The following is a 25,838-nucleotide window of genomic DNA, read 5'->3' on the forward strand; positions in this document are numbered from 1 at the left end:
GCATCCCGACAGAAGGTGTCGAGGTGCAGCGCAGGTCGCACGGACACGACCACTGCACCTTTGCACGATCCCGGGCGCGTCGCGCGTGGTGTGCAAGGTAGGTTGCATCGCTTTCTGGTCGGCGACCACGAGCGCCCGATCCGGCACGCAAGGGAGTTGAACATCGGCGTCTCGGGGGCCATAGCACCCCCCGTCCGTGCCGGTCAGCTGATACGACCCTTCTTGACCGCACCCAGGATGACCTTGATCCCCAGCCCGAGGACGACGAGGTCGAGGAGGACCTGCCCCGCGACCAGCAGCCGCACACCCTCCGCCGTGGGGGCGACGTCCCCCAGACCGACAGTGGCGAACGTGGTGATGGTGAAGTACAGCGCGTCGGACCGACTCAGAGGCTCGCTGAACGATCCCGGATCCTGGAACGAGAGCATGAAGTACGTCGTCGCGAACACGAGCAGGAAGAGCGGGGCGACCGTGGCCAGGGCCTGGGTCGCCCGGATGCCGGGATAGTTGGACCGCACGATCGCGCGCACCTGCCAGACCGTCGTCGCGAGGAGCGCCACGAGGCTGAGGGCGAGGACGAGCACGAGGGACGAAACCGAAGCGCGATCGAGGGGCAGCAGGTAGTAGAGCGCCACCAGGAGGACCGCCGTCGCGCCCGCGCGAAGCAGCCCGAGCGTGATCATGGCCCGTCGGCGCCTGGCGGTGAAGGCCCGCAGGGGCGGTGTGCCAGCCGTGTCCGAACCGCCGTCGACGCGCTCCTCGTGTGGTTCGCCGGCGTGCACGTCCGCTCCCTCCGACGTTGTGAGTGGGTGTGATGGATCTGGCTACTGGAGCATCCGTTGAACCGCGGGCTTGGCACGCGTGACCACGCGGTCGAAGAAGCCGTGGCGGCGCAGCCGCGCGAGGCCCTCGGTGGCGACCACCCAGGCGGGGACCGCCAGGATCAGTCCGACGATCCCTCCGACGATCCCTCCGAGCGCGGTGACCACGAGGACGACCAGGGGATGGATGTCGAGCGTGCGGCCCATCACCCGGGGTTCCACGAAGTTCTCCAGCAGCAGGTTGGACGCGACGACCACGATGAGCATGATCGTTGCGGTGGGCAGGCCGCCCTCGCCCAGTGCAACGATCACGGCGAGCCCGCCGCCGAGGAATGCGCCGATGTACGGGATGTACCCGCCGACGAAGTTCACGACGACGATGGTGAAGACCAGCGGCAGGCCTAGCACGAGCGCGGCGAGCCCGATGACGACGGCGACGATGGCCGACATCGCGGTGCGGCCCCGGCCGTAGTCGCGCAGGGTTCGGCACGAGTCGCTGATGAACCCGTCGATCTCCGTCCGCGTGTCGTCCTGGTCGAACAGGGCGGCCACCGAGTCCCTGAGCTTGGTGCCGTCCTTGAGGAGGTAGTACATGATCAGTGCGCCCAGGATCAGCCCGCTGGCCAGGCCGACGATCGTGCTGACACCCTCCAGCAGGCCCGTCACGACTCCACCCGTCACCGTGGGCGCCGCTTCCTCGACCGCCTGGCGGGCCGCGTCCAGTGCGCCCTCGTCGATGTCGGATTCGGCGACGAGGTGAGCGATCGCGTCGTCCACGGATCCTCCGATCTGGGCCGTCTGCTGGACGACCCCTCGCACGGTGGCGACGACGACGATCGTCGTGAGTGCGAGCAGCAGGAGGACGATCAAGGCCGCCGCGACGGAGCCGCTGACCCCGTGACGTCGCAGCAGGTCCGCGAGCGGCTTGAAGCACACGGCCAGAACGGCGGCAAACGTCAGCGGCAGGACGATCTCGCTCACCGCCGCGAGTGCGAGGACGACGATGACGACCATGACGACGACGCCCACGAAGCTCCACGCCCAGATGCCGAGCTTGGGCCCCCAGGCGAGCGGCCTCGCCGAACCCGACGTCGTCTCCTTCTCCGACGCGGGCTCGTCGACGTCAGGGACGCTGGCCCCTGCGTCGCCGGACACGGGTGCTACGCCTCTTCCTGGTCCTCGGCGTCGGCGAGAGCGACCGCGATCTCGATCTCGAGGGACTCCGCGATGCCGTCCGCCGCGGAGAGGACGCGAGGTGTGCCGACGATGGGCGCGATCGCCGTGAGCACACCTGCAACCTGGTCGGCGTCGATTCCGGACGCTGCCGCCGCTTCCAGGTTCGTGAGGTAGGACACCGTTGGGGCGTCGACCGCGACGAGCGCGGCGAGTCGGACGAGCATCAGTGTGCGGGTGTCCAGGCTCGATGCGTCGACCGAGTCGGCCGTCAGCTGCGTCAGCAGGTCGAGCACGGGAGTGTCCTCGGTGGGTTCGCTCATGATGGTCGTCCTTCCGGGTTCAGCGATTCGTTGATGACGCCGTGGGCCGGGCCGGGAGACCTGTGCCGTCGTGTGGAGCGTCCACGTCCATTGGACTGTCGTCGTGAGCGAGCGCGCCTCACCCAGATCAGGTGAACCCGCGCCCGACCGGGGAACCGCGAGGTGACCGTCGTCGACGGCATGGGGATGAGGCCGGTGACCTCTCCGCGCCAGAAATCGGTCGCTTCTGAAGCGACGTGAGTGCAGTCGGCCCGTCAGGTCGAAGCGACGGCAGGCGCCACAGGGGCACCACATCGTTCGGTCAAGAGCTCGCCATGCTGCATAGACGCAGGATTGTGCAATCTAGGTTGCATCTCGACAAGGCCGCCGTCAGGACTGCATGTCCACGAACCGCGAGTAGTGGCCCTGGAACGCCACGGTGATCGTGTCCGTCGGACCGTTACGGTGCTTGGCGACGATCAGGTCCGCCTCGCCGGCGCGGGGTGATTCCTTCTCGTACGCGTCCTCGCGATGGAGCAGGATCACCATGTCCGCATCCTGCTCGATGCTGTTGTGGACCGCGATGCCGTTGGCGATGAAGTTGTGGGTGTCGAGCACGGTCGCGTCGAACACCTGCTTCTCTCCCAACGACTCGATGGAGACGACCTCGTCCCAGAGGAGGTCGTTGACCGCCATGATCTCGAGCTCTTCGCTGTCGAGGACCTTGGCGATCTTTCCGAGACGCTGTCGCGACGGGCTGCGCTTCCACAGGGCGCTGCCGCAGAACTGGGTGCCGATCGCCTCGGCGAACTGACGATGGGTCATCCCCCGCTCGACAAGGAGGTCACGAACGTCGTCCCAGACCTGGCGCGGGACGGTGTCAACATTCGTGTTGGCCTGAGTGTCACGGATGATCTGTAGCAGGCGCTCGGCGTTCACGCCGCGGTCGCCGTGCACACCGATCTCCTGCAGGAATCGGCGCTGGTCGTCGACCCCGGAAACGTCGAGCGTGTAGCCGGGGCGGTAGGCCCCCTTCGGCGTCGCGCGGTGCACTCGGGTCGAGATGCCGAACCGGAGCAAGAGCCGCGACAGGCCGTCGACCAGCGGACGCGAGGTCGACGCGTAGTAGATCCGACCACTGCGCCCGTTCTTGTTCACCGTCACCGAGCCGTCCGTCGCCCAGATGTGCTTGATGAACAGCGCGATCTGGCGCTTCGGCAGGTGGAACACGCTCGTCGGAACGAACTTCTCGTGGCTGCGGGCGCCGAAAAGGCCCATGTCGTCGAGCCACTCCGCGATCGGGTTCCGCTTACCGTGCGTCAGTCGGTAAGGCGCAGGGAGTCGCAACGTCGTGACCCGCGCCGCCGCATAGTCGTCACGTGCCGGCGTGATGCCGAATACTCCTGCCGCCTCGGTCACCGCGGCAAGATTCTGCTCGTCGATCGACGCGTACCGGATCGGCTGACGCTTCACGAACGATCCATCTCCCAGGAGGTGGGCGAGCATGACCACCTTCCGGTCGTCCCACTCCGCGTTGAGCTCCGGTCCGGGCACGTGACGGGGCACGCCGAGTCGTGACCCCACCTCGAGCTCGCCGAGCGGCGTCCAGCCCTCGTACGTGAGGAAAGGGTGGTTGGCCGTCGCCTCGATCTCCTTGCCTGATGCCAGACGGAGGCGGTACACCGGCTTCACGCCGGTGGGGAACACGTGCGTCAGGTGGCGACGCACGTACTGCAGCCGCTCGTTCAGCGCCCACACCGGGACGTCCTTGGCATTGAGCGCGAACAGCTCGCCCATCGTCGTCTCGGCACCAGTGTCCGCACGAAGGATGCGGGTGTCCTCCGTAAGACAACCGGACTCACGGAGGTCCGACATCGCCGGCTTCTTGTCCTGCCGCTGCTCCGGGCCACGGTTCAGCTGCGACAGCGCGATGACGGGGACCCCGATCTCCTTCGCCAGGAGCTTGAGGGCACGGGAGAACTCGGAGACCTCCTGCTGTCGCGACTCGACCTTCTTGCCGGAGGTCATCAGCTGCAGGTAGTCGATGATGACGAGCTTGAGGTCGTGCTTCTGCTTGAGCCGCCGGCACTTGGCGCGGATCTCGGTGAGCGACATGTTCGGCGAGTCGTCGATGAACATCGGCGCCTCGGAGACCTTGCCCATCACCTTGGCGACCTTCTGCCAGTCGTCCTCGCCCATGGAGCCGTTGCGCAGCTTCTGGAGGTGCACCCGCGCCTCCGCGGACAGCAGGCGCATCGTGATCTCGTTGCGGCTCATCTCGAGCGAGAAGACGACGGACGACTGCTGGTTCTTGATCGACGCCGCACGCGCGATGTCGATCGCCAGGGTCGAGTTGTGCGTCGGGATCATGGCCCGGCTCGCGAGGTACAGGTGTGAAGGGTGCTCGATCTCCACGCAGCGCACGGGCACCGACGGGACCGTGACGACGTCGACGACCTTCCACGCCGCCCCATGACGGGAGACGGTGTGCGCGGCGCCGGACCGCATCGATCCGACGATGTCCTCGGTGGTCCGGATCGCGGCGTCACGCGGGTCGCCGGACAGGCTCGTCGACCACTCGTGCTGCGCGTCGGCGACGATGGTGGTGCCGTCGTCGAAGACGACCTCGTAGCACGGCCGCCCGGTCATCACCTCGGTCGCACGGACGACGCGCGTCGGGGTCCCGTCGGCGGCGATCAGCTCGTCGCCCACCGCGACCTCGCCCATCGTCGTCCAGCCCGAGGGCGTGGGCAGCGGGGTGTCGAGCGCCAGCGCCTTTCCCATGGCAGGCCGTGCGGCGATGACGATCATCTGGCCGGGGTGCAGGCCGTTCGTGAGGCGGTCGAGGTCGGCGAAGCCGGTGGGCACGCCCACCATGCCCTCGCCGCGGTTCCCCGCTGCCTCGATCTCGTCCATGGTGCCGCCGATGATCTCGGAGAGCGGCAGGTAGTCCTCGGAGGTCTTGCGCTCGGTAACGGCGTAGATCTCCGCCTGGGCGGTGTTGACGATGCCCTCGACGTCGCCGCCGTCGGTGGCGTAGCCGAGCTGCACGATCTTGGTGCCGGCCTCGACGAGGCGGCGCAGCACGGCGCGCTCCTGCACGATGCGCGCGTAGTAGCCGGCGTTGGCGGCGGTCGGGACGCCGGCCATGAGGTCGTGGATGTACGGGGCGCCGCCCACGCGGGCGAGCTCGCCGCGCTTGGTGAGCTCGGCGACCACCGTGATGGCGTCGGCGGGCTCGCCGCGGCCGTACAGGTCGATGATCGCGTCGTAGACCGCCTCGTGCGCCGGGCGGTAGAAGTCGTTGCCGCGGATCTGCTCGACGACGTCGGCGATGGCGTCCTTGGAGAGCAGCATGCCGCCGAGCACGCTCATCTCGGCAGCGACGTCCTGAGGAGGTGTGCGGTCGAAGGTGGCGCCGGGCGCACCTTGATATCCCGCCTCGAGCTCCTCGATCGACATGCTGACCCCGCTCCCCCGCCGTCGCCGGCGTCCGGTCCGTCACCGGACATCGACTCCCGCTGTCAGGTCCACGTTCTACCGTGGGGCACTGACACCGCGGACGACGCTAGGCGCGCCCGCGACGGTGCGCAATCGACGGTGTGGACACAGGTGTGGACAGGCCTGTGGATATGCCCCTCAGACTGTGCACGGCCGGTGGACAGCCATGTGCACAACTGGGGATATCGGCTGTGTACAACTTCGAGCGAGCTGCTGACCTGCGGTGTCATTACCCTCAGGCTGTGGAAAGAAAGAAAGTTGGGTGACGTGCACCGCACCCCGGATCCAGACGGCGGACACCCCGGCGCCACCCCGTCTTCACCGACGCCGTCGGACGGTCACGCACCGGGCGAGGCCGCCCACAAGGTTGTCCACAGGGGCGAGGACGACGGCCGGGCGGGCCGCCGCCGCATCGACCGCGACATCCTGGCACTCGCGCTGCCCGCGCTGGGCGCCCTCGTGGCCGAGCCGCTGTTCGTGCTCGTCGACAGCGCCGTCGTCGGGCACCTGGGCACCGCGCAGCTCGCCGGGCTGTCCGTGGCCTCCACGCTGCTCGTCACCCTCGTCGGCCTGTGCGTGTTCCTCGCGTACGCCACCACCGCCGCCGTGGCCCGGCTCGTCGGCGCGGGCCGCACCCGCGACGCGCTGCAGTCCGGCATCGACGGGATGTGGCTCGCCCTCGGCCTGGGCGCCCTGCTCGCGGTGGTGCTGGCCGTGGGCGCCCCGTGGGCGGTCGCGGCGATGGGCGCCGACCCGGCCGTCGCGGGGTACGCCACCACGTACCTGCGCTGGTCGCTGATCGGGCTGCCCGGGATGCTCGTGGTGCTGGCGTCGACCGGCGTGCTGCGCGGCCTGCAGGACACCCGGACGCCGCTGTGGGTGGCGTCCACGGGCGCCGTCGTCAACGCGATCCTCAGCGTGACCCTCGTGTACGGCGCCGGCCTCGGCATCGCCGGGTCGGCCATCGGCACGGCCGCCACGCAGCTGGGCATGGGCGCGGTCCTCACGGTGGTCGTGGTGCGCGGCGCGCGGCGCCACCACGCGTCGCTGCGCCCGCACCGCGCCGGCATCTGGGCCAACGCGCGCGCGGGCGCCCCGCTGTTCGTCCGGACGGCGTCGCTGCGCCTCGCGATCCTGCTCACCGTCGCCGTCGCGACGAGCCTCGGCGCCAGCGCCCTGGCCGGCTACCAGGTGGTCAACAGCCTCTGGGGTCTGGCCGCCTTCGCGCTCGACGCGCTCGCCATCGCCGGCCAGGCCCTGGTCGGCCACGGCCTCGGGTCCGGCGACGTCGGCCGCGTGCGCGCCGTCCTGCGCCGCTCCCTGCAGTGGGGCGTCGGCGCCGGCGTCGTCATCGGCGTCGTGTTCGCCGTGTCGGGGTGGTGGATCGCCCCGCTGTTCACCGCCGACCCCGACGTGCGGGTCGCGATCACGGCGGGCCTCGTCGTCACGGGGGTGCTCATGCCGATGGCCGGCTGGGTGTTCGTGCTCGACGGCGTCCTCATCGGAGCCGGCGACGGCCGGTTCCTCGCCTGGGCGGGCATGCTCACGCTCGTCGTCTACGTGCCGTTCGCCCTCGCCGTCCGCGCCTGGGCGCCCGACGGCGCCGTCGGGCTCGCCTGGCTGTGGGGAGCGTTCGCCGGCGTGTTCATGCTCGCCCGCGCCCTCACCACGGGGCTGCGCGCCCGCGGCGAACGCTGGATGGTCACCGGCGCGTGACGCCGGCGGTCAGGCCGGTGAACGCGGTGTGACGGGGACGCGGGTCACAGGGGCACCAGGAGGCGGTAGCCGATGCCGCGCACGGACATGACGCGCAGCTCGGGCACCACCCGCAGCCGCTTGCGCAGGCGCTTGACGGCGGAGGTCACCGGGTCGGAGTCGCCGAGGTAGCCGGTGCGCCACACCGTCCGCGTGAGCTCGGCGAACGACCACACCCGGTCCGGGGCGGACGCCAGGGTGACGAGCAGGTCGAACTCACGCATCGACAGGTGCACGGGCGTGCCGCGCGCGGTGGCCTCCCGCGCCCCGAGGTCAACCTCGAGCGCCCCCAGCACCAGGCGCCGCAGGCGGGAGGCGTCCGCGGCCAGGGCGCCGAGTGCGCCGGCATCCTCCCCGGCGACACCCGGGCCGGCGTCCGGCACGACGGCGACCGCCGGGGCCGTCCCACGGTCCTCCGCCGGGGCCACGGCCCTGACGTGCACCTCCAGGGGGTGGGACGAGCCGCCCTCGTCGTCGGCCATCACCGCGGCGGCGGGCGGGCCGAGCAGCGTCCGAGCGCCGTCGGTGTCGGCCGTCGCGATGACGGCGGCTCTCCCGCGCAGCAGCCGGGCCACCTCGCCCACGCGTTGCAGCGGCAGCCCGATGCACAGGACGTAGCCACCGGCCGTGTCGACCAGGTCCTCGTGGGGCATCGCCGTCCTCCGTCCGACACGCTCCGGGAAGGTCGTGGGACATCGTTTACCCAGGTGCCTATCAGAGTTCAGGCGACACCGCCCGCCGACTGCCCCCGCCGTCGTCCCGGACCTGCCCCCGGATTGACCGGGAACTGGCCCCCGGCCGCCCTTGTCGCCCCGGTCGACGGCGGATGGGCTGGAGGGTGGGCCCCGACCGGGCGCCCGTCACGACGCCCCCGCGACCCGGGGGCACCCTCACCTGGAGGAAGCGTGCACTCACCGATCCGCACACGATCGACTCGCACCAGGTCGATTCACGCGAGAAGGGGATGGGTCGCGACGAGCGCGGCCCTCGCCCTCCTCGCCACGTCCGCGGCCGGGGTGGCGCCGGCGTTCGCCGCCGCCTCGGACCCCGCGCTCGCCCCTGCGGGCGCCGTCCCCGACCCCGACGAGAAGATCGGGCCCGACGTCGAGAAGGACCTCGCCGCCGGTCCCACCGACTTCTGGCTCGAGCTCGCCGACACCGCCGACCTCACCGCCGCGAAGGACCTCGCCGACTGGGACGAGCGCGGCCGTTTCGTCTACGACACCCTCACCGCGGTCGCCGACGCGTCACAGGCCGGGCTCGTGAAGGACCTCGACGCCGCGGGCGCCGACTACGAGACCTTCTGGATCTCCAACGCCATCCTGGTGCGCGACGGCGACGGCGCCCTCGCCACCTCCCTCGCCGCGTCGCCCGAGGTCGAGCGCATCAGCGCCCCGCGCCGCTACCACCTCGTGGAGCCGGTCGAGCGGGACAAGGTCGCGACCCAGGGCACGCAGTCCGTCGAGTGGGGCCTGCAGGCGATCAACGCCGACGACGCGTGGGCCCTCGGCTACACCGGCCAGGGCGTCACCGTGGCGAACATCGACTCCGGTGTGCAGGGCGACCACCCCGCGCTCGCGTCGCACTACCGGGGCCTCCAGGACGACGGCAGCGTCGTCGACGACTACAACTGGTTCGACACGTCGAACGCCTGCGCCGGTGACTCCCCCTGTGACACCGACGGCCACGGCTCCCACACGATGGGCACCATGGTGGGCGACGACGGCGCCGGCAACCAGATCGGCGTCGCCCCCGGTGCGGACTGGATCGCGGCCAACGGCTGCGCCACGTGCTCGAACGCCGACCTCCTGGAGTCCGGCCAGTGGATCCTGGCGCCCACCAAGGTGGACGGCAGCGACGCCGACCCGAGCAAGCGGCCCCAGGTCGTCAACAACTCGTGGGGCTACGACTCCCCGGGCGTGATCGACGACTTCATGGCCGACCAGATCGACGCCTGGGAGGCCGCCGGCATCTTCGGCGCCTGGTCGGGCGGCAACGAGGGCCCGGCGTGCACCACCACCTCGTCGCCGGGCGCGAACGCCAACACGTACGCCGTGGGCGCGTTCGACTCCTCGGGCGCGATCGCGTCGTTCTCGTCGCGCGGCACCGGGGAGGACGGCACCGTCAAGCCGAACATCTCGGCCCCCGGCGTCAACGTGCGGTCGTCCGTCCCCGGCGACGGGTACGCCTCCTACAACGGCACCTCGATGGCGGCCCCGCACCTCGCGGGCGCGGTCGCGCTCCTGTGGAGCGCGGCGCCGAGCCTCGTGGGCCAGATCGAGGAGACCCAGGCCCTGCTCGACGGCGCGGCGGTCGACGTCGACGACACGACCTGCGGCGGCACCGCCGACGACAACAACGTGTGGGGCGAGGGCAGGCTCGACGTCATGACCCTGCTCGACGCCGCGCCCGTGGGCGACACCGGCCTCGTGACCGGCACCGTGACGGACGCCGACGGCGCCCCCGTCGACGGGGCCGAGGTGACGTTCGACGGCTCCCGCGACCGCACGGTCACGACGGGAGACGACGGCGCGTTCGCCGCCGAGCTCGCCGTGGGCGACTACGCGGTGAGCGCGCAGGCCTTCGGGTACGTCGCCTCGGCGCCGGCCGACGTCGCCGTGACCGTCGACGCGACGGTCACCCTGCCGATCACGCTCGAGCGCGCGGCGACGCGCACCGTCTCCGGCACGGTCACCGAGAAGGACGGCGCGCCCACCGCGGGCGCCGTCGTCGCGCTCTCGGGCCCGCTGGACGCCGTCACCACCGGGGACGACGGGCGGTACGCGATCGCCGGCGTGCCCGACGGGACGTACACCCTCTCGGTCTCGGCGGGCACCTGCGCCGAGCCGTTCAGCACCGAGGTCGTGGTGGACGGCGACGAGACCGTCGACGCCGCCCTGAAGCGCCTGCTCGACGACTACGGCTACTACTGCACGACGGGGTCGGCGGGCGTCGCGTCCGGCGACACGCTGCTGGCGCTCACGGGCGACGACAAGGCGGCGTCCGTCGACCTGCCCTTCGCGTTCCCGTACTACGGCGAGGCGTACGACACCGCGTACGTCTCGACCAACGGGTTCCTGAACTTCCTCGCCTCGTCCACCAGCCTGTCCAACGTGGCGCTCCCCGCCGCGGCCGCGCCGAACGCCGCCGTCTACCCGTTCTGGGACGACCTCAACGTCGACGCGGCGTCAGCCGTGTACACCGGCGTCACCACGGTGGAGGGCGTCGACGCGTTCGTCGTCGAGTGGCGCAACGTGCGCAAGTACCGGCCCGAGACCGACCGGGTCAACTTCTCCGCCACTCTCCTCGCGGACGGGCGGGTCACCCTCGGGTACGGCCCCGTCACCGACACCACCACCGCGCGGGGCGACTCCGCCACGATCGGCATCGAGGACGCCGCGGGCGCCGTCGCGTCCCAGTTCTCGTACAACGCGGCGGCGGTCACCGAAGGGCTGTCCGTCACCTACGACCTGGCGGGCATGGGCTCCGTGAGGGGCACCGTCAGCGACGGGAACACGGACCAGCCGGTCGAGGGCGTCACCGTGACGATCACGTCGAAGGACGACGGGGACGAGACGGTCGTGACCACGGGCTCCGACGGCACCTACGCCGCCCGGCTCCCGCTCGAGCGGTACGGGATCACCTACGCGAAGGACGAGTACGCGGGCGCCACCCGCAACGCGGCCCTCACGGAGGACGGGCAGGTCGTGACGCGGGACGTCGCGCTCGGCGCCGGCCGGCTGGAGGTGAACAAGGAGAGCGTCTCGGCCGCGCTCGGCATGGGGGGCACGGCGTCCCGGGCCTTCCGGCTGACCAACACCGGCACCGAGCCGGTGGACGTCACGCTCGGCGCCGGCGGCGGCGGCTTCGAGATGCTCGGCGCGACGGCGGCCGACGGCGGCGTGATCAGCCACGTCACCGACGCCGCCACCGTGCCCGAGCCCGCGGGGCCGTCCATGGGCACCACCGGGTCCGGGCTGGGTACGGCGGACGGCAAGAACGGCCTCGCGTCGTCGGGTGCGAAGGCCGGGACGGTCTCGCCGGACCTCTCGGCGGTCCCGCTCGACGAGACCACCCTGACCCACTCCGCGTCGCAGGACATCGTGGCGAACAACTCCGCGGCCTGCACCAACCAGGTGGTCACGCAGGACAACGGCTACCTGCGGACGTTCACGCTGAGCGACTTCGGCATCGACGGCTCGCTCGACGTCTCGTCCGTGTCCTTCGGCGTCGAGGCGGTGCGCACCGCACAGCCGCTCACCGTGAACCTCTACACGCTCGACGGCGCCCTCACCTACGCCAACATGACGCTGGTCGGCAGCGCCGAGGCCACCGTGGGCACCGACGCGGCCGGCACGGTCGTCTCCGTGCCCGTCACGGGCGAGGTGCCGAAGGGCGGCACGCTCGTCGTGGAGGTCGACGTCCCGGCCGGCGGGTGGTTCTTCGCCGGGTCGAACGACGCCGGGCAGACGGCGCCGACGTACATCCGGTCGGAGGCCTGCGGCCTCCTGGAGCCGACCGACACCACGGAGGTCGACTTCCCGGACATGCACCTCGTCATGAACGTGTCCGGCGAGACCTCCGGAGGCGCGGGCGTCGCGTGGCTGGACGTCCAGCCGCCCGAGCTCACGCTCGCACCGGGGGCGTCCGTCCAGGCCGCGGTGACCCTCAGCGCCGTCGTCGAGCAGCCCGGGGCGTACTCGGCCACGATCACCGCGGGCGAGGACACGCCGTACGCGGCGCCCACCGTCTCCGCCTTGATGACCGTCAAGGCGCCGACCGGCTGGGGCAAGGTCGCCGGCACGGTCACCGGCGACGGTGCCCCGCTCGACGGCGCCGTCGTGAACCTCGACGGCAAGGCGTACGACACGACGCTCGTCACGGGCGCCGACGGTACGTACGGCTGGTGGATGCCCAGGCCCAACGGGCCGCTCCAGCTCGTCGTCGCGGCGAACGGGTTCGTCCCGGCCGTCCGCACCGCGCAGATCGTCGCCGGCCAGACGTCGGTCTACGACGTCGACCTGAAGCCGCTCCCGTGACCCGCACCTGACAGGAGGGAACGACCACGGCCCGCCCCCCGGGCAGGCCGCATCTGGCGCCCGTCGGACATCTCGTCGTCCGTCGGGTCGCCGGTCGATCACGCAGACGCTCGGCCGGGAAGTCCCGGCCGAGCGTCTTGCGTGGTCGGCTACCAGGCGAGTCCGTCGAGATGGTTGTGGCCGGAAAGCAGGAGAGCGAGGCGACCCCGCGCCGTCTCGCGGACGCCAGGATGAGGGTGGTGTGCGTAGATCGCGAGCTCCACGTACCCGTCATAGACGTTCAACCGCTCGCGCAGATGCTCGGCCTCGAACAGCTCCGGATACGCGCCGTGCAGCCATCCGGGGACCTCTGTCAGGGTGGTCTCGTCGAGCCCTCGCGCGTCGGGGGTGGGTGGGAACTCCCGCGCTCTGGCGCACCAGCGCAGGACGGTGTCGAGCTCGGCATCCGCCGGCTGGGCCAACGCCTCCGCGAAGTCGATCAGACCGGTGACGCGTCCTTGGTCGACGATCACGTTGGACCCGTGCAGATCGCCATGGACGAGGACGGGTACGTCGTCGACGAACAACGCCAGCCGCTCCTGGACCCACCCGGCGACGTCCGCGAGCAGGTGCGGGTCGTGACCGGGCACCCGCCGGGCAGCCTCGACCTGCTGGAGCGTCGCACCCCAGACGGGCGGGTGGAACGCCGGCCACGGCTCGCCGGAGAGCGCGTCGGCCAGCCAGGGCGGTAGCAGGTCGGCCGGGACAGGAACGCGGTGGAGTGCGCGCAGTGCGGCGCCGAGGCTCTCGATGATGGATCGGCGCGTGTGCGAGTCCGCCGCCGGCCATGCGTCGTACAGGGTGTGGCCGGGCAGGCGCGCGGAGACGTACCACGACCCGTCTGGGCCGTCGCCGTGGGCGAGGTGCCGGGCGTGCGGGACCTCGCTGCCGGCGAGCAGGCCGACGACTCTCGCTTCGTGGCGATAGGCGTCGCGGAACCGTGCGTCGGTGCTCAGTCGGACGACGTATTCGTCGCCGACCCATGCGCGGCTCACCCAGCCGGCCCTGGGAACGAACCGCCCCGTTGCCGGCAGACCGGCGGCCGCCAGCGTCCGCAGCAGCGCCGGGTCGGTGGCCGGCCCGTCGACGAAGGATGGTGGTGGGGTGATGGCGGCTCCTCAGAACGGCTGACAACGCGTCGACCTGAGCGGTCGCGCGCGACGCTCCGGGGACGACGACGGCCCCTGTCCTCGTGAGAGGACAGGGGCCGTCGTGCGTGGTCTCGTCAGGCTCGACCACCGGTGAGCGGACTCAGCCGGCGACGACCTTGACGGCGATCTTCGCGGAGACCTCAGGGTGCAGGCGCACCGACACGGTGTACTCACCGGTCGTCTTGATCGGCTGACCGATCTCGATCTTGCGCTTGTCGACCTGCGGGCCGGACGCGGCCACGACCGCGTCGGCGATGTCACCAGTGGTGACGGCACCGAACAGACGGCCGGACTCGCCGGCGTGCGCCGTGACGACGACCGACTTGGAGGCCAGCGAGTCGGCCACCGCCTTGGCCTCGTCCAGCGTGGCGATCTCGCGAGCCTTGCGAGCCTTGCGGATCGCGGAGACCTGCGACTCGGCGCCCTTGGTCCACGGGGTGGCCAGGCGGCGCGGGATGAGGAAGTTCCGGGCGTACCCGTCCTTCACCTCGACGACGTCCCCGGGCTCACCGAGACCGGTGACCTCGTGGGTCAGGATCAGCTTCGACATGATTCAGTGATCCTTTCCGGTCAGCGAGCCGAGGACGAGTACGGCAGCAGCGACATCTCACGGGCGTTCTTCACCGCGCGAGCGATCTGGCGCTGCTCCTGGACGGAGACGCCGGTCACGCGACGCGCGCGGATCTTGCCGCGGTCGGAGATGAACTTACGCAGCAGCGCAGTGTCCTTGTAGTCGACGGACTCGATCTTCGCCGTCTTGAGCGGGTTGGCCTTCTTCTTGGGCTTGCGCACCACAGGCTTTGCCATGGTGTTGCTCCTTCACAGGTGCAGTCCTCGCGACGCGCCGGCCACAGGGGCCGACGTCGGAGGACGGGTGATCTGGGGACTGGCGCCGATCAGAACGGGGGCTCGTCCGAGAACCCGCCACCAGAGGAGGCGGGACCGGCCGTGGCCCACGGGTCGTTGCTCTGACCGCCGCCGGAAGAACCGAAGCCTCCGCCGGCCTGGCCGCCACCCTGGGGGCCGCCGTAGCCGCCCCCCTGGTTGCCGCCGCCGCCGTTGAAGCCGCCGCCGCCACCGGAGCGCTGGGCGCGGGTGACCTTCGCCGAGGCGTACCTCAGCGACGGACCGACCTCGTCGACCTGCAGCTCCACGACGGTGCGCTTCTCCCCCTCGCGGGTCTCGTACGAGCGCTGCGTCAGACGGCCCTGCACGACGACGCGCATGCCCTTCGTCAGCGACTCGGCGACGTTCTCCGCGGCCTCGCGCCAGACCGAGCAGGCGAGGAACAGCGCTTCGCCGTCCTTCCACTCGTTGGTCTGGCGGTCGAACGTGCGCGGCGTGGACGCGATGCGGAAGTTGGCGACGGCAGCCCCTGACGGGGTGAAGCGCAGCTCCGGGTCCGCGACCAGGTTTCCGACGACCGTGATGACGGTCTCACCAGCCATGCCATGCTCCTTCGTTCGTCCGAGAGTCGTGAGGGGATCCCATCACAGGGCGGTGACATCTCTCGGGACGCCGCCCGCGACGGGCAGAGTTTTCGGTTCAGGTCTCAGCGGGCGTCGCGACGCAGGATCTTGGTGCGCAGCACGGCCTCGTTCAGGCCGAGCTGGCGGTCCAGCTCCTTCGCGGTGTCCGGCGTCGACGTGAAGTCGACGACGGCGTAGATGCCCTCGGAACGCTTGGAGATCTCGTACGCCATGCGGCGACGGCCCCAGATGTCGACCTTGTCGACGGAGCCACCCTCGGTCGAGATGACCGACAGGTACTTCTCCAGCGACGGGGCCACGGTGCGCTCCTCGACCTCCGGGTCCAGGATCACCATCAGCTCGTACTGACGCATGTGTTCAACCCACCTCCTCTGGTCTCAGCGGTCACGGTCGTTCCGTGACAGGAGGGTTCATTCGTGCGTCGGCCGCGCTCCGCCCCGGATCGGACCGGGGTGGAAGGCACAGCCAGTCGACCAGGATACCCGCCCGTGCGGGTGTCCTGGAAATCGGTCAGTTCTCTCCGTCGAGGATGCCCAGGTCGTCCTCGGTCGGGGGATCGGTCGGCTCACCCGACGGCTCGTCGGTCGGCTGGTTCCCGTTGCCGTTGCCGTTGCCCTGCGGGCCCTTCGAGACGATCAGCGTCACCGTGGAACCCTGGTCGACGCTGTTGCCCTGGCCGGGATCCGTGTCGATGACGACGCCGACGGGCTGGTCGCTGAACTCCTCGCGCACGGCCGGCTGCAGGGCGTCGCCGTAGATCATCTGCTCGGCCGTCGTCCGCGGCTGCCCGACGACGTTCGGCACCACGACCTGCTCCGGCTGCTCCGGCTGCCCGGTCGAGACGACGAGGGTGATGGTCGTGCCGACCGGCACCTCGGTGTTCGCGCCCGACATCTGCAGCACGGTGCCCTTGCGCTCCTCGCTGTTCTGGGACTGCGCGCGGACCTTGAGCTGCAGCCCCTCCAGCTGCTGCGTGGCGGAGGCGACGTCCTGACCGACGAGGTTCGGCACGGTGACCGCCTCCTCCTCCGTCTCGGTGGGCGTGGGCGACGGCGTGTAGGTCGGCTGCGTGGGCACGTACTCCGGGAACTCCTCGACGTCCATGCCCTCCGTGGCGACCTGCATGAAGTCGGTCCACGCGCGCACCGGCCAGGTGCCACCGGTGATCTCGTCCCACTCGCCGAAGCCGTCGATCTCGTCCTGGCCGGAGATCTTGCCCGCCTCGAGGTCGAGCGTCTTGTACTGCCGCAGGCCGACCACCGTCGTGAGCTGCGGCACGAAGCCCGCGAACCACGCCGACTTGTTGTCGTTCGACGTGCCCGTCTTGCCGGCCACGGGCCGGTCCAGCTCCTGGGCGACCCGGCCGGAACCCGTGGGGTCCTCGACGACCTTGGTCATCGCGTAGGCCGCAGCGGTGGTGACGTCCGGGTCGAACTCCTTCTCCTGCTCCGACGGGCCCTCGTAGAGCGTGGTGCCGTCGAGGGTCTCGACCTTGGCCACCACGTGCGGCGTCGTGCGGTACCCGCCCGCCGCGATGGTGGAGTAGGCCCGCGCGAGATCGACCGGTCGCACGGAGTCGACGCCCAGCACGTTCGACAGGCCGGCCGACAGGGGGTAGTTCTCGTCCTTGCGGATGCCCGCACGCTCAGCCACCTCGCGGGTCTTCTCGGGCCCGACCTCCTCGTTGAGCTGTACGAACGCGGTGTTCACGGAGTGGGCAGTCGCCGTGGTCAGGTCGATGCTGCTGCCGTAGTTGGCCCCGCCGAAGTTGGGGACCGTCCAGTCCTCGCCGTTGTTCGCGGCGGGGAAGACCTTCCCCGAGTTCCCGTCGACCTTCTCCTCGAGCGTGTGGTCGTCCTCGAGCGCCGCCATGAGCGTGAACGGCTTGAACGTCGAGCCCGCCTGGACCACGTCCTGCGTGGCGGTGTTGAGCGACTGCTTCACGTAGTCCGGCCCGCCGTACAGCGCCTTCACGGCACCGGTCTGCGGGTCCATCGACACCAGCGACATGCGGACGTTCTTGTCCGCCTTGCCGTAGGTGCCGTCGTCGTGCAGCGTCTTCTCCACCTCGACGGCGGTCTTCTGCAGCTTCTGGTCGATCGTCGTGGTGATCTTCAGTCCCCGGGTCTCCAGCTCCGCCTCGGATTCGAGGGGGCCGTCGGGGTTGTTCTTGGAGCGGACGAGCTCCTTCTTCACCTCCGCGAGCAGATAACCCTTCTGCCCGCCCTGGGTGTTGGTGGCTTCCCGCTTCTTCTGGAACTTCGGGAACTCCGCCTTCGAGTGCTCGTCCTTGGTGATGTAGCCCTGCTCGTACATCCGGTCGATGCTCCGCCCCCAGCGGATCTTCGCCTGGTCGAGGTTGATCGACGGGTCCCAGTTCACCGGGGACGGGATGATGCCCGACAGCATCGCCGCCTCGGACGGCGTGAGGTCCTTGGCGTCCTTGTTGAAGTACTCCTGCGACGCCGCCTGGATGCCGTAGGTGCCGCGGCCCCAGTAGATGGTGTTGAGGTAGTTCTCCAGCACCTCTTCCTTGGGCTGGGTCTGCGCCACCTTGAGCGCGATGATCGCCTCGCGTGCCTTGCCCGCGTACGACGTCGTCGTGTCGAGGTAGTACCGCTCCACGTACTGCTGCGTGAGCGTGGACGCGCCCTGCCGGCCGCCGCCCTGGAAGTTGCTGTAGGCGGCGCGGGCGATGCCCTTGACGTCGATGCCGTTGTTGGTCCAGAACGTCGAGTCCTCGGAGGCGACGACGGCGTTGCCCACGTAGGGCGGCAGGTCCTCGTACTTGATGAGCTCGCGCTTCTGCTCCGCGAACGTGCCCATCTCCTTGCCGTTCGACCAGTAGACCGTGGTGGCCTGGTTGTTCACCTCGTCGAGGCCGTCGGGGATCGTCGTCGTGCTCCACGCGGCCACGAACAGGCCGGCGCCGAGCGCCGTGCCGGTGAGCCCGGTGCCGACGACGATGCGCCAGGAGGGCAGCCATCGCTGCACCGCGCCCTTGTTCGGGCGCGGGTAGTTCCAGAAGCGACGTCTCCTCGCCACGTCAAGCCTTTCGTCGTGCGGGACCGGCGGCACTCTCGTCGGGTGCTCGCGCCGGCCTGCGGACCACAGGGAACACTAGGCGATACGACGGTGCCAGCGGGAGCCTCGGGCGCCCGGGGCGACGGTTCGCCCCCAGCCGTCCCCAGCCCTCTGGCCTGCGCTCCGCGGAACCTTCACAACTGCGGGCATGCCCCGCCGCGGTCCTTGCCGTTGCACGATCATGTCGGCGCGTCCTATTCTCACGATGTATCGACTCGATACGTCGTGACGACGGGTCGGCAACACCGGGACGAATCGGACAGGAAGGGGTTCCTCGTGCGCAGCAGGTCTGTCGTGCTCGAGACGGCCATCCTCGGCCTGCTCAACTCCGCCCCCCTGCACGGGTACGAGCTGCGCAAACGGCTCAACCTGCTGCTCGGCTCGTTCCGCGCGTTCTCCTACGGCACCCTCTATCCGGCCCTGAAGTCCCTCGTCGCCCGCGGCCTCATCGAGACCACGGAGCGCGAGGCCCCGGCCCCCGCGGGCCGGGCGTCGGGCACCCGTCAGGCCGGCGCCAAGTCCTCGGGCAAGGCGCCGCTGTCGGGCCGGCGCGGGCGGATCGTGTACCGGCTGACCGCGGACGGCAAGGAGCATCTCCAGACCGTCCTCGCGTCGTCGGGCCCGGCGGCCTGGGAGGACGAGAACTTCGACGTCCGCTTCGCGTTCTTCGCGCAGACGGACGCCGAGACCCGCATCCGTATCCTCGAGGGTCGGCGCACCCGGCTCACCGAGCGGCTGGAGGCGGTCCGAGAGTCTGCCGCACGCACCCGCGAGCGGCTCGACGAGTACACCCTCGAGCTGCAGCGCCACGGGCTCGAACAGGTCGAGCGCGAGGTGCGTTGGCTCGACGGACTCATCACCACGGAACGCGACCGTGCTCTCGGCCGCGCCCGCGACCACAGCGCCGGGGCGCAGGACGCCCCGGCCCAGAGAAACAAGGAGCGAGGATGACCTCCGTCCGCGTTGCCATCGTCGGTGTCGGAAACTGTGCATCGTCCCTGATCCAGGGCGTGCACTACTACCGCGACGCCGCCCCGACCGACACCGTCCCCGGCCTCATGCACGTCCAGCTCGGCGACTACCACGTGAGCGACCTGGAGTTCGTGGCGGCGTTCGACGTCGACGCGAAGAAGGTCGGCTTCGACCTCGCCGAGGCGATCCACGCCTCGGAGAACAACACGATCAAGTTCGCCGACGTGCCGCCCACGGGCGTCGTCGTCCAGCGCGGCCACACGCTCGACGGCCTCGGCGACTACTACTCCGCGACGATCGACGAGTCGGACGCCGAGCCGGTCGACGTCGTGCAGGCCCTCAAGGACGCAAAGGTCGACGTCCTCGTCTCCTACCTGCCGGTGGGCTCCGAGGCGGCGGACAAGTTCTACGCGCAGGCCGCGATCGACGCGAAGGTCGCGTTCGTCAACGCCCTGCCCGTCTTCATCGCCTCCGACCCCGAGTGGGCGAAGAAGTTCGAGGACGCGGGCGTGCCGATCGTCGGCGACGACATCAAGTCGCAGGTCGGCGCCACGATCACGCACCGCGTGCTCGCCAAGCTCTTCGAGGACCGCGGCGTCGTGCTGGACCGCACGTACCAGCTGAACGTCGGCGGCAACATGGACTTCAAGAACATGCTGCAGCGCGACCGTCTCGAGTCGAAGAAGGTCTCCAAGACGCAGGCGGTGACCTCGAACCTCACGGGTGCCCTCGGCGGCAAGAAGGAGGACCGCAACGTCCACATCGGCCCGTCGGACTACGTCGCGTGGCTCGATGACCGCAAGTGGGCGTACGTCCGCCTCGAGGGCCGCGCGTTCGGCGAGGTGCCCCTGAACCTGGAGTACAAGCTCGAGGTGTGGGACTCCCCCAACTCGGCCGGCATCATCATCGACGCCGTGCGCGCCGCGAAGATCGCGCTGGACCGCGGCGTCGGCGGCCCGATCCTCTCCGCGTCGACGTACTTCATGAAGTCGCCGCCCGTGCAGATGGAGGACACCGCGGGCCGCGCCCAGCTCGAGGCGTTCATCCGCGGCGACATCGAGCGCTGACGCCGGCGACCACCGTCGCACGACCACGGAGCCGGGCACCGCGTGCGGTGCCCGGCTCCGTCGTGCCCGAGCCCTTCTCGACCTCGCTCAGGACGCCGGCCGCACCACCGCCCCGCCCGCGGCGACGGACTCCTGGGCGGCGGCGACCACCCGCAGGGTGCGCAGGCCGGCGCGCCCGTCCGGCCCGGGCGTCGCTCCCGTCCGCACGCACCCCAGGAAGTGCTCCAGCATCAGCGCGTCCAGGTTCTCGCCGAACCCCAGCCACGCCGGCACGGCGCCGCCGCCCACGAAGCCGTCGACGTGCGCGCCGAACGGGTCGATCTCCACGGTGCCGCCGGTGCCCGTCACCTGCAGCGTGAGGCCGCCCCACGTGGCCGCCCCGTCGGGGACCGACCACGAGCAGTCCACCGTCACCTCCGCGCCGCCGGCGTACGTGATGCTGACCAGGCCGCCGGTCTCGGCCCGCACCCGCGGGTCGTCGCCGTGCAGGACCCGGTTGGTCACGGCACGCACGGCGACCGCCTCCTCCCCGAGCAGCGCGTCCAGCAGGTCCGCCACGTGCACCACGTGGTCCGCGAGCGCCCCGCCGCCCGCGAGCTCGGGGTCGGTGAACCAGGCCCGGCCGGAGGGGACCTTCCCGTTGTTGGTCCCGGTCGCGCCCAGCACCGTGCCGAGCGCCCCGGACTCCACCAGGCCGCGCAGCGTCGCGAACTCCGGGCTGAACCGGACGGGGTAGGCCGTCATCAGCAGGACGCCGGCGGCGTCGCACGCCGCGAGCATCGCCTCGGCGTCCTCGACCCGGGTCGCGAGCGGCTTCTCGCACAGCACGTGCGCCCCCGCCGCGGCCGCGGCGAGCGCCACGTCCCGGTGCCGGGCGTTCTCCGCGCAGACGATCACGGCGTCCGGCCCCCACTCCAGGGCCTCGGCGTAGGTCTCGACGTAGGGCGCGCCGTGCAGGTCGGCGAACCCGCGGCCCCGCAGCTCGTCCGGCGGGGCGGTCGCGGCGTCGGGGTCGGCGGTGAGGAGCTCGACGTCCGGCCGGTCGCGCAGCAGGGCGATGTACGACCCGGCGTGCACGTGGGCGAAGGACAGGACGGCGACGCGCAGGGGCGTCGTGGGGGCGGTCATACCGGGCTCCCGGCGGCTGCGAGGGCGGGGGTGTCGGGCGGGGGGTGCGGCGTGCCGCCGAGCTCGCGCACCCGGGCGGCGGTGTCGACCGCGACCGGCTCCCCCGCGTCGATCGACGTGAGCGCCGCCTCGGCGAGCTCGACGGCGACCACGCCGTCGAGGGCGCTCACCCGCGGCCGGAGGGGATGGTCGGCGGGCAGCGCCGTCGGCGACGCCGCGAACGCGCGCGCGAGCTCCCGGATCTCGGTGAGGTACGGGCTCTCCCCCGCCGCGGGCGCCGGACGCGCCAGCCCGCCGGTCGGGACGGGCGGCAGGTCGGACCGCACCCCGCCCGACGTCGCCGAGTCGAAGCGCAGCACGCCGGCGTCGCCCGCCACGTGGAACGAGGTCCGGAAGGCCGTGTGCGGGGCGCCCCACAGCCCGCGGACGTGGGTGATCGCCCCGCCGGCATGGGTGAGGACGACGTGCGCGAGGGTGTGCGGCGCACCGTCCTCCTCCAGGGACCGGCGGGTGGCGAAGACGCTGGTCACCTCCCCCGCCACCCATCGGGCGACGTCGAGGTCGTGGACCATGAGATCCAGCACGACGCCGCCCGAGCGCGCGTCGTCGGCGAACCACGGGGACCACGAGGGGAACGCCCCGCCGCGGGCGAACCGCAGCACGGCCGGCGTCCCGATCTCCCCGGCGTGGACCGCGGCCCGCATGAGCGCGTACTCCGGGAAGTACCGCACGACATGACCGGGGTAGAGCTGTCGGTCGGCGGCGCGGGCCGCCTCGAGCAGGGCGAGGGCGTCGGCCGCCGTCCGGCCCAGGGGCTTCTCGCAGAGCACGTGCCGACCGGCCGCGAGGGCGGCCGACGCGACCTCGAGGTGGGTCGGGGTGGGCGTCACGACGTCGACGACGTCGACGACGTCGAGCAGCTCGTCGAACGACGCGGCGACGCGGCCGTCGTGGGCCGCGGCGAGCTCGGCGGCGCCGTCGACCGAGTGGACGACGAGCTCGGTGCCGAGCGCGCGCCAGGCCGGGGCGTGGGCGCGGGCCATCCCGCCGGCGCCGACGAGGCCGACCGTGAGGGGTGGCGGTGCGGGCAGTGCGGGCAGTGCGGGCATGGGTGCTCCCTACTTGAGTCCGGAATGGGCGAGGCCGTCGATCACACGGCGCTGCAGGGCGATGAACAGCAGCAGGATCGGGGCCATGGCGAGCACGCTGGCCGCCATCATCACCGTGTAGTCGGTGGTGGTGCGCCCGGCGAAGGTCGCGATGCCGGCCGCGAGCGGCATGCTCTCGGCCCGGGTCGAGACGACGAGCGGCCACAGGAGGTCGTTCCAGGACCACAGGACGGTGATGATCGTCAGCGCGCCGAGGCTGGGCCCCGCGAGGGGCAGCATGATGCGCGCGAAGACCTGGAAGGGGTTGGCGCCGTCCAGGCGGGCGGCCTCCTCGAGCGAGTCGGGCACGCCCTTGAAGAACTGCATCATGAGGAAGGTGCCGAACGCGCTGAAGACGCCGGGGGCGGCGATGCCGGCCACGGTGTTCAGCCAGCCGAGCCCGTTGACGATCTGGTACTGCGGGATGAGGTACACCTGCGACGGCACCATGAGGATCGACAGGACGAGCGCCAGCAGCACGCCGCGCAGCGGGAACCGCATCCGCGCGAACGCGTAGCCCGCCATCGAGCACAGGACGAGCTGCCCGACGGTGCGCACGACCGTGATGGACACGGACACCCAGAACTCCTGCAGGAACGGGAGCTTGGAGAACACCTCCGCATAGTTGCCCCACTGCAGCTCCCCCGGCCAGAAGACCGGGGGCACGCTCATCACCTGGGCGTTGGTGGACAGCGACGTGAGCACCTGCCACACGAACGGGAACACCATCACCACGCCGCCGGCCGCGAGCAGCACGTGCGCCCAGGCGTTGGAGCCGTGGCGCGAGCTGCGCCGCCGGGCGGGCGCCGGGCGGGCGGCCGTGCCGGGCACCGCAGGGGCGGCGAGAGTCGGCTCAGGCATAGGTGACCCACCTCCTCTGCATGCGGAACTGGAGCAGGGTCACCGCGCCGACGATGAGCAGGATGACCATCGCGATGGCGGCGGCGAAGCCCTTGTCGTTGCGCAGGAACGCCTCGTTGTAGAAGAGGTAGACGAGGGACTGCGTCTCCTGGATCGCGGGGTTCCCCTGGCCCATGAGGGCGTACAGCAGGTCGAAGAGCTGGAACCCGTTGATGACGGTGATGACGGTGACGAAGAAGACGCTGGGCGTCAGCAGCGGCACGGTCACCGACCGGAACTGCCGCCACGGCGAGGCGCCGTCGAGGGAGGCCGCCTCGAACAGCTCGGACGGGATGTTCTTGAGGCCCGCCGACAGGATGATGATGGCGAACCCGAGCGAGGTCCACAGGCCCACGATCGACACGGCGACCAGCGCGAACCCCGGCGTGGACGTCCACGCCGGCCCGTCGACGCCCACCAGGCCGAGCGCCCAGTTGAGCACGCCGAAGTCGCCGTTGAAGATCAGGCGCCAGACCATCGCGACCGCCGTCGGCATCGCGACGTACGGCATGAAGTAGAGCACCCGGTAGAACGCGGTGAACCGCATGCCCGGCCGGCTCAGCAGGCTCGCGACCACCATCGCGATCGGGATGCCCAGCAGCACGATCCCGGTGTAGACGAGCGTGTTGACGATCGCCGTCCCGAGGTCGGGGTCGCTCGCGAGGCGCACGTAGTTCTCGGTGCCCACCCAGGTCTGGCCGCCGAACGCGCCCCACTCGGTGAAGCTGAACCAGCCGGTCTGGACGATCGGCCACAGGTAGAACAGGACGACGCCGAACATGGTGGGCAGGACGAACAGGACGGGCCACCAGCCGTCGTGCCCGCGCCGCGCGCCGCCAGCAGGTGCTTTCCGGGGCGGGCCGGTGCGCGCCGCGGCGCGGCGGGTGGAGCCCCGGGCGGGCGAGGCGAGGCCGTCGCCCGCCCGGGGGGATCGGTCGACGGAGGTCATTCCTTCGCCAGCTCCTCGTTCATGGCGTCGGCCAGCTCGCGGGCGACCTCCTCGACGGGCCGGTCCCCGGAGAACGCCTGCGGGAGCAGCTCGTTCTCGAGCGCGTTCCAGGCTGCCGTGTTCTTGGAGATCGGGTACGGGAAGGACATCTCGTCGGCGGACTCCAGGAAGACGTCGATGCCGAAGCTCGGCACGGAGTCGACGAACGCCTGCTGCGTCCCGGTGTACGCGGGGTTCGCGACGCCCATCTCCGCCTGCGTGCGCTGCGCCTCCTCGGAGCCGAGGTAGGCGAGGAAGGCGTTGGCCGCCTCCTTGTTCTCGCTGTCCGCGGCGACGACGTTCGCGAGGCCGTGGATCACGGTGGCCCGCTGCTCGGGCCCCTCGGGCAGCCGCACCGTGCCGAAGTCGTCCTTGTTCGGCGAGTCCTTCATCTCGGCCACCGACCAGTTGCCGGACCAGAACATGGCCGCCTTGCCGGAGTTGAACCAGACGTTCGGCTTGGTGTCGGACATCTGCTCGAGGGTCGGGGCGGAGCCGTCCGCCACCAGGTCGGCCCAGAGCTGCAGGCCCTCGATCGAGGCCGGGTCGTCGTAGCCCGACGTCGTGCCGTCCTCCGAGATGACGTGCCCGCCCGCCTGCAGGATCGAGTCGTAGTAGCTGCTCTGCCCCGCGCTGTTGAGCTCGGTGACGACGCCGTAGACGCCCTGGTCCGAGAGCTTGTCGGAGATCGTGCCGGCGGCGGCGTTGAAGTCGTCCCACGTCCAGTCGTCGGTCGGCAGGTCGACGCCGGCCTGCTCGAAGAGCGCCTTGTTGTACCAGAGCGCCACGGTGTCGAAGTCCTTCGGGACGCCGTACTGCGCGTCCTCGTACGTGTACAGCTGGTTGAGCGCGTCGGGGTACTTCGACGGGTCCAGGTCGCCGCCCTCCACGAGCCCGGTCAGCGGCTCGAGCAGGTCGTTCGCGGCGTAGAGCTGGACGTTGGGGCCGTTCATCCAGAACACGTCGGGCAGGGTGCGGGACTCGCCCTGCGTCTGCAGCTTGGTGAAGTACTGCTGGTACGGGGTCAGGTCGACGGTGACCTTGATGTCCGGGTACTGCTCGTTGAAGTCCTTGATGTTCTGGTCGATCGCCGGCTTCTGGTTCTCGTCCCAGATCGCGTAGGTGAGCTCGGCCTGGGCGTCGGTCGGCGCGACCGCCGCGCCGTCCTCGGCGGCGTCGTCGCCGCCCGCGCACGCGGAGAGCGTCAGTGCCACGGCGGCGACGCCCGCGAGGGACGCGCTGCGCAGGAGATGCTTCATCGGGGTGCTCCTCGGGTTGGA

20 protein-coding genes are annotated in these 25,838 nt (G+C 70.9%); 4 read left to right on the top strand and 16 right to left on the bottom strand.

Annotated elements, in window-relative coordinates; translation table 11 throughout:
• Positions 1–203 precede the first annotated feature (203 nt).
• From B5Y66_RS10080 to B5Y66_RS10095, 4 genes are all read right to left on the bottom strand, one after another.
• Positions 204–683 (bottom strand): potassium channel family protein, encoded by a 480-nt coding sequence (locus B5Y66_RS10080; protein WP_079574040.1) that lies wholly within the window; start codon positions 681–683, stop codon positions 204–206.
• Between the two features lie 141 nt (positions 684–824).
• Positions 825–1,976 (bottom strand): AI-2E family transporter, encoded by a 1,152-nt coding sequence (locus B5Y66_RS10085; protein WP_079574042.1) that lies wholly within the window; start codon positions 1,974–1,976, stop codon positions 825–827.
• A gap of 5 nt (positions 1,977–1,981) precedes the next feature.
• Positions 1,982–2,317, bottom strand: a complete 336-nt coding sequence (locus B5Y66_RS10090; protein WP_079574044.1) for a carboxymuconolactone decarboxylase family protein — start codon at positions 2,315–2,317, stop codon at positions 1,982–1,984.
• Positions 2,318–2,686: 369 nt separating this feature from the next.
• The gene (locus B5Y66_RS10095; protein ID WP_079574046.1) at positions 2,687–5,758 is read right to left on the bottom strand and encodes a replicative DNA helicase; all 3,072 of its coding nucleotides are present in this window, start codon (positions 5,756–5,758) and stop codon (positions 2,687–2,689) included.
• A gap of 450 nt (positions 5,759–6,208) precedes the next feature.
• Here B5Y66_RS10095 and B5Y66_RS10100 point away from each other — a divergent pair, with 450 nt between their 5' ends.
• Positions 6,209–7,513: an MATE family efflux transporter gene (locus B5Y66_RS10100; protein WP_079574470.1), complete on the top strand. Its 1,305-nt coding sequence runs from the start codon at positions 6,209–6,211 to the stop codon at positions 7,511–7,513.
• 44 nt (positions 7,514–7,557) lie between these two features.
• On the opposite strand, the gene B5Y66_RS10105 is transcribed toward B5Y66_RS10100, so the two are convergent.
• The gene (locus B5Y66_RS10105; protein WP_079574048.1) at positions 7,558–8,205 is read right to left on the bottom strand and encodes a winged helix-turn-helix domain-containing protein; all 648 of its coding nucleotides are present in this window, start codon (positions 8,203–8,205) and stop codon (positions 7,558–7,560) included.
• Between the two features lie 363 nt (positions 8,206–8,568).
• Here B5Y66_RS10105 and B5Y66_RS10110 point away from each other — a divergent pair, with 363 nt between their 5' ends.
• Entirely contained in the window at positions 8,569–12,591 is a 4,023-nt protein-coding gene (locus B5Y66_RS10110) for a carboxypeptidase regulatory-like domain-containing protein (RefSeq protein ID WP_079574050.1), read from the top strand.
• A gap of 149 nt (positions 12,592–12,740) precedes the next feature.
• Here B5Y66_RS10110 and B5Y66_RS10115 read toward each other — a convergent pair whose 3' ends face one another.
• The 6 genes from B5Y66_RS10115 to B5Y66_RS10140 all read right to left on the bottom strand — a co-directional run bounded on the left by B5Y66_RS10115 (position 12,741) and on the right by B5Y66_RS10140 (position 18,316).
• Positions 12,741–13,625, bottom strand: a complete 885-nt coding sequence (locus B5Y66_RS10115) for a phosphotransferase family protein (protein ID WP_245807037.1) — start codon at positions 13,623–13,625, stop codon at positions 12,741–12,743.
• 256 nt (positions 13,626–13,881) lie between these two features.
• A complete protein-coding gene (gene rplI / locus B5Y66_RS10120; protein WP_079574054.1) occupies positions 13,882–14,331 on the bottom strand; it encodes a 50S ribosomal protein L9 in 450 nt (149 codons plus the stop codon).
• Positions 14,332–14,351: 20 nt separating this feature from the next.
• Positions 14,352–14,588, bottom strand: a complete 237-nt coding sequence (rpsR, locus tag B5Y66_RS10125) for a 30S ribosomal protein S18 (protein ID WP_079574056.1) — start codon at positions 14,586–14,588, stop codon at positions 14,352–14,354.
• Between the two features lie 89 nt (positions 14,589–14,677).
• Positions 14,678–15,229, bottom strand: coding sequence for a single-stranded DNA-binding protein (locus B5Y66_RS10130; protein WP_079574058.1), 552 nt, complete (start codon positions 15,227–15,229; stop codon positions 14,678–14,680).
• Between the two features lie 104 nt (positions 15,230–15,333).
• Complete coding sequence (gene rpsF, locus B5Y66_RS10135) at positions 15,334–15,624, bottom strand: 30S ribosomal protein S6 (RefSeq protein ID WP_079574060.1); 291 nt, start codon at positions 15,622–15,624, stop codon at positions 15,334–15,336.
• A 157-nt stretch (positions 15,625–15,781) separates the two neighbouring features.
• Positions 15,782–18,316: a transglycosylase domain-containing protein gene (locus B5Y66_RS10140; RefSeq protein WP_079574062.1), complete on the bottom strand. Its 2,535-nt coding sequence runs from the start codon at positions 18,314–18,316 to the stop codon at positions 15,782–15,784.
• Positions 18,317–18,631: 315 nt separating this feature from the next.
• Here B5Y66_RS10140 and B5Y66_RS10145 point away from each other — a divergent pair, with 315 nt between their 5' ends.
• Entirely contained in the window at positions 18,632–19,306 is a 675-nt protein-coding gene (locus tag B5Y66_RS10145; protein ID WP_079574064.1) for a PadR family transcriptional regulator, read from the top strand.
• Positions 19,303–20,394, top strand: coding sequence for an inositol-3-phosphate synthase (locus B5Y66_RS10150; protein ID WP_079574066.1), 1,092 nt, complete (start codon positions 19,303–19,305; stop codon positions 20,392–20,394). Before B5Y66_RS10145 ends, B5Y66_RS10150 begins: the two co-directional genes overlap by 4 nt.
• An 87-nt stretch (positions 20,395–20,481) precedes the next feature.
• On the opposite strand, the gene B5Y66_RS10155 is transcribed toward B5Y66_RS10150, so the two are convergent.
• The 5 genes from B5Y66_RS10155 to B5Y66_RS10175 are packed head-to-tail and all read right to left on the bottom strand — an operon-like array spanning position 20,482 to position 25,817.
• Positions 20,482–21,522: a Gfo/Idh/MocA family protein gene (locus tag B5Y66_RS10155; RefSeq protein WP_079574068.1), complete on the bottom strand. Its 1,041-nt coding sequence runs from the start codon at positions 21,520–21,522 to the stop codon at positions 20,482–20,484.
• Positions 21,519–22,631, bottom strand: coding sequence for a Gfo/Idh/MocA family protein (locus B5Y66_RS10160; RefSeq protein WP_079574070.1), 1,113 nt, complete (start codon positions 22,629–22,631; stop codon positions 21,519–21,521). The genes B5Y66_RS10155 and B5Y66_RS10160 overlap by 4 nt, the downstream gene beginning before the upstream one ends.
• Positions 22,632–22,640: 9 nt before the next feature.
• Positions 22,641–23,531, bottom strand: coding sequence for a carbohydrate ABC transporter permease (locus B5Y66_RS10165; protein ID WP_079574072.1), 891 nt, complete (start codon positions 23,529–23,531; stop codon positions 22,641–22,643).
• Positions 23,524–24,519, bottom strand: a complete 996-nt coding sequence (locus B5Y66_RS10170) for a carbohydrate ABC transporter permease (RefSeq protein ID WP_079574074.1) — start codon at positions 24,517–24,519, stop codon at positions 23,524–23,526. Before B5Y66_RS10170 ends, B5Y66_RS10165 begins: the two co-directional genes overlap by 8 nt.
• Positions 24,516–25,817 (bottom strand): ABC transporter substrate-binding protein, encoded by a 1,302-nt coding sequence (locus B5Y66_RS10175; RefSeq protein ID WP_079574076.1) that lies wholly within the window; start codon positions 25,815–25,817, stop codon positions 24,516–24,518. Before B5Y66_RS10175 ends, B5Y66_RS10170 begins: the two co-directional genes overlap by 4 nt.
• Between the last annotated feature and the right edge of the window lie 21 nt (positions 25,818–25,838).

Origin of the sequence: Krasilnikoviella flava (assembly GCF_900167525.1) — a bacterium.
GTDB lineage: Bacteria > Actinomycetota > Actinomycetes > Actinomycetales > Cellulomonadaceae > Isoptericola > Isoptericola flavus.

Excerpts from the sequence above, each read along its gene's own strand:
- B5Y66_RS10080 (WP_079574040.1), bottom strand. The coding sequence starts at position 683 with ATGATCACGCTCGGGCTGCTTCGCGCGGGCGCGACGGCGGTCCTCCTG.
- B5Y66_RS10090 (WP_079574044.1), bottom strand. The coding sequence starts at position 2,317 with ATGAGCGAACCCACCGAGGACACTCCCGTGCTCGACCTGCTGACGCAG.
- B5Y66_RS10095 (WP_079574046.1), bottom strand. The coding sequence starts at position 5,758 with ATGTCGATCGAGGAGCTCGAGGCGGGATATCAAGGTGCGCCCGGCGCC.
- B5Y66_RS10105 (WP_079574048.1), bottom strand. The coding sequence starts at position 8,205 with ATGCCCCACGAGGACCTGGTCGACACGGCCGGTGGCTACGTCCTGTGC.
- rplI (WP_079574054.1), bottom strand. The coding sequence starts at position 14,331 with ATGTCGAAGCTGATCCTGACCCACGAGGTCACCGGTCTCGGTGAGCCC.
- rpsR (WP_079574056.1), bottom strand. The coding sequence starts at position 14,588 with ATGGCAAAGCCTGTGGTGCGCAAGCCCAAGAAGAAGGCCAACCCGCTC.
- B5Y66_RS10130 (WP_079574058.1), bottom strand. The coding sequence starts at position 15,229 with ATGGCTGGTGAGACCGTCATCACGGTCGTCGGAAACCTGGTCGCGGAC.
- rpsF (WP_079574060.1), bottom strand. The coding sequence starts at position 15,624 with ATGCGTCAGTACGAGCTGATGGTGATCCTGGACCCGGAGGTCGAGGAG.
- B5Y66_RS10150 (WP_079574066.1), top strand. The coding sequence starts at position 19,303 with ATGACCTCCGTCCGCGTTGCCATCGTCGGTGTCGGAAACTGTGCATCG.
- B5Y66_RS10155 (WP_079574068.1), bottom strand. The coding sequence starts at position 21,522 with ATGACCGCCCCCACGACGCCCCTGCGCGTCGCCGTCCTGTCCTTCGCC.
- B5Y66_RS10160 (WP_079574070.1), bottom strand. The coding sequence starts at position 22,631 with ATGCCCGCACTGCCCGCACTGCCCGCACCGCCACCCCTCACGGTCGGC.
- B5Y66_RS10165 (WP_079574072.1), bottom strand. The coding sequence starts at position 23,531 with ATGCCTGAGCCGACTCTCGCCGCCCCTGCGGTGCCCGGCACGGCCGCC.
- B5Y66_RS10170 (WP_079574074.1), bottom strand. The coding sequence starts at position 24,519 with ATGACCTCCGTCGACCGATCCCCCCGGGCGGGCGACGGCCTCGCCTCG.
- B5Y66_RS10175 (WP_079574076.1), bottom strand. The coding sequence starts at position 25,817 with ATGAAGCATCTCCTGCGCAGCGCGTCCCTCGCGGGCGTCGCCGCCGTG.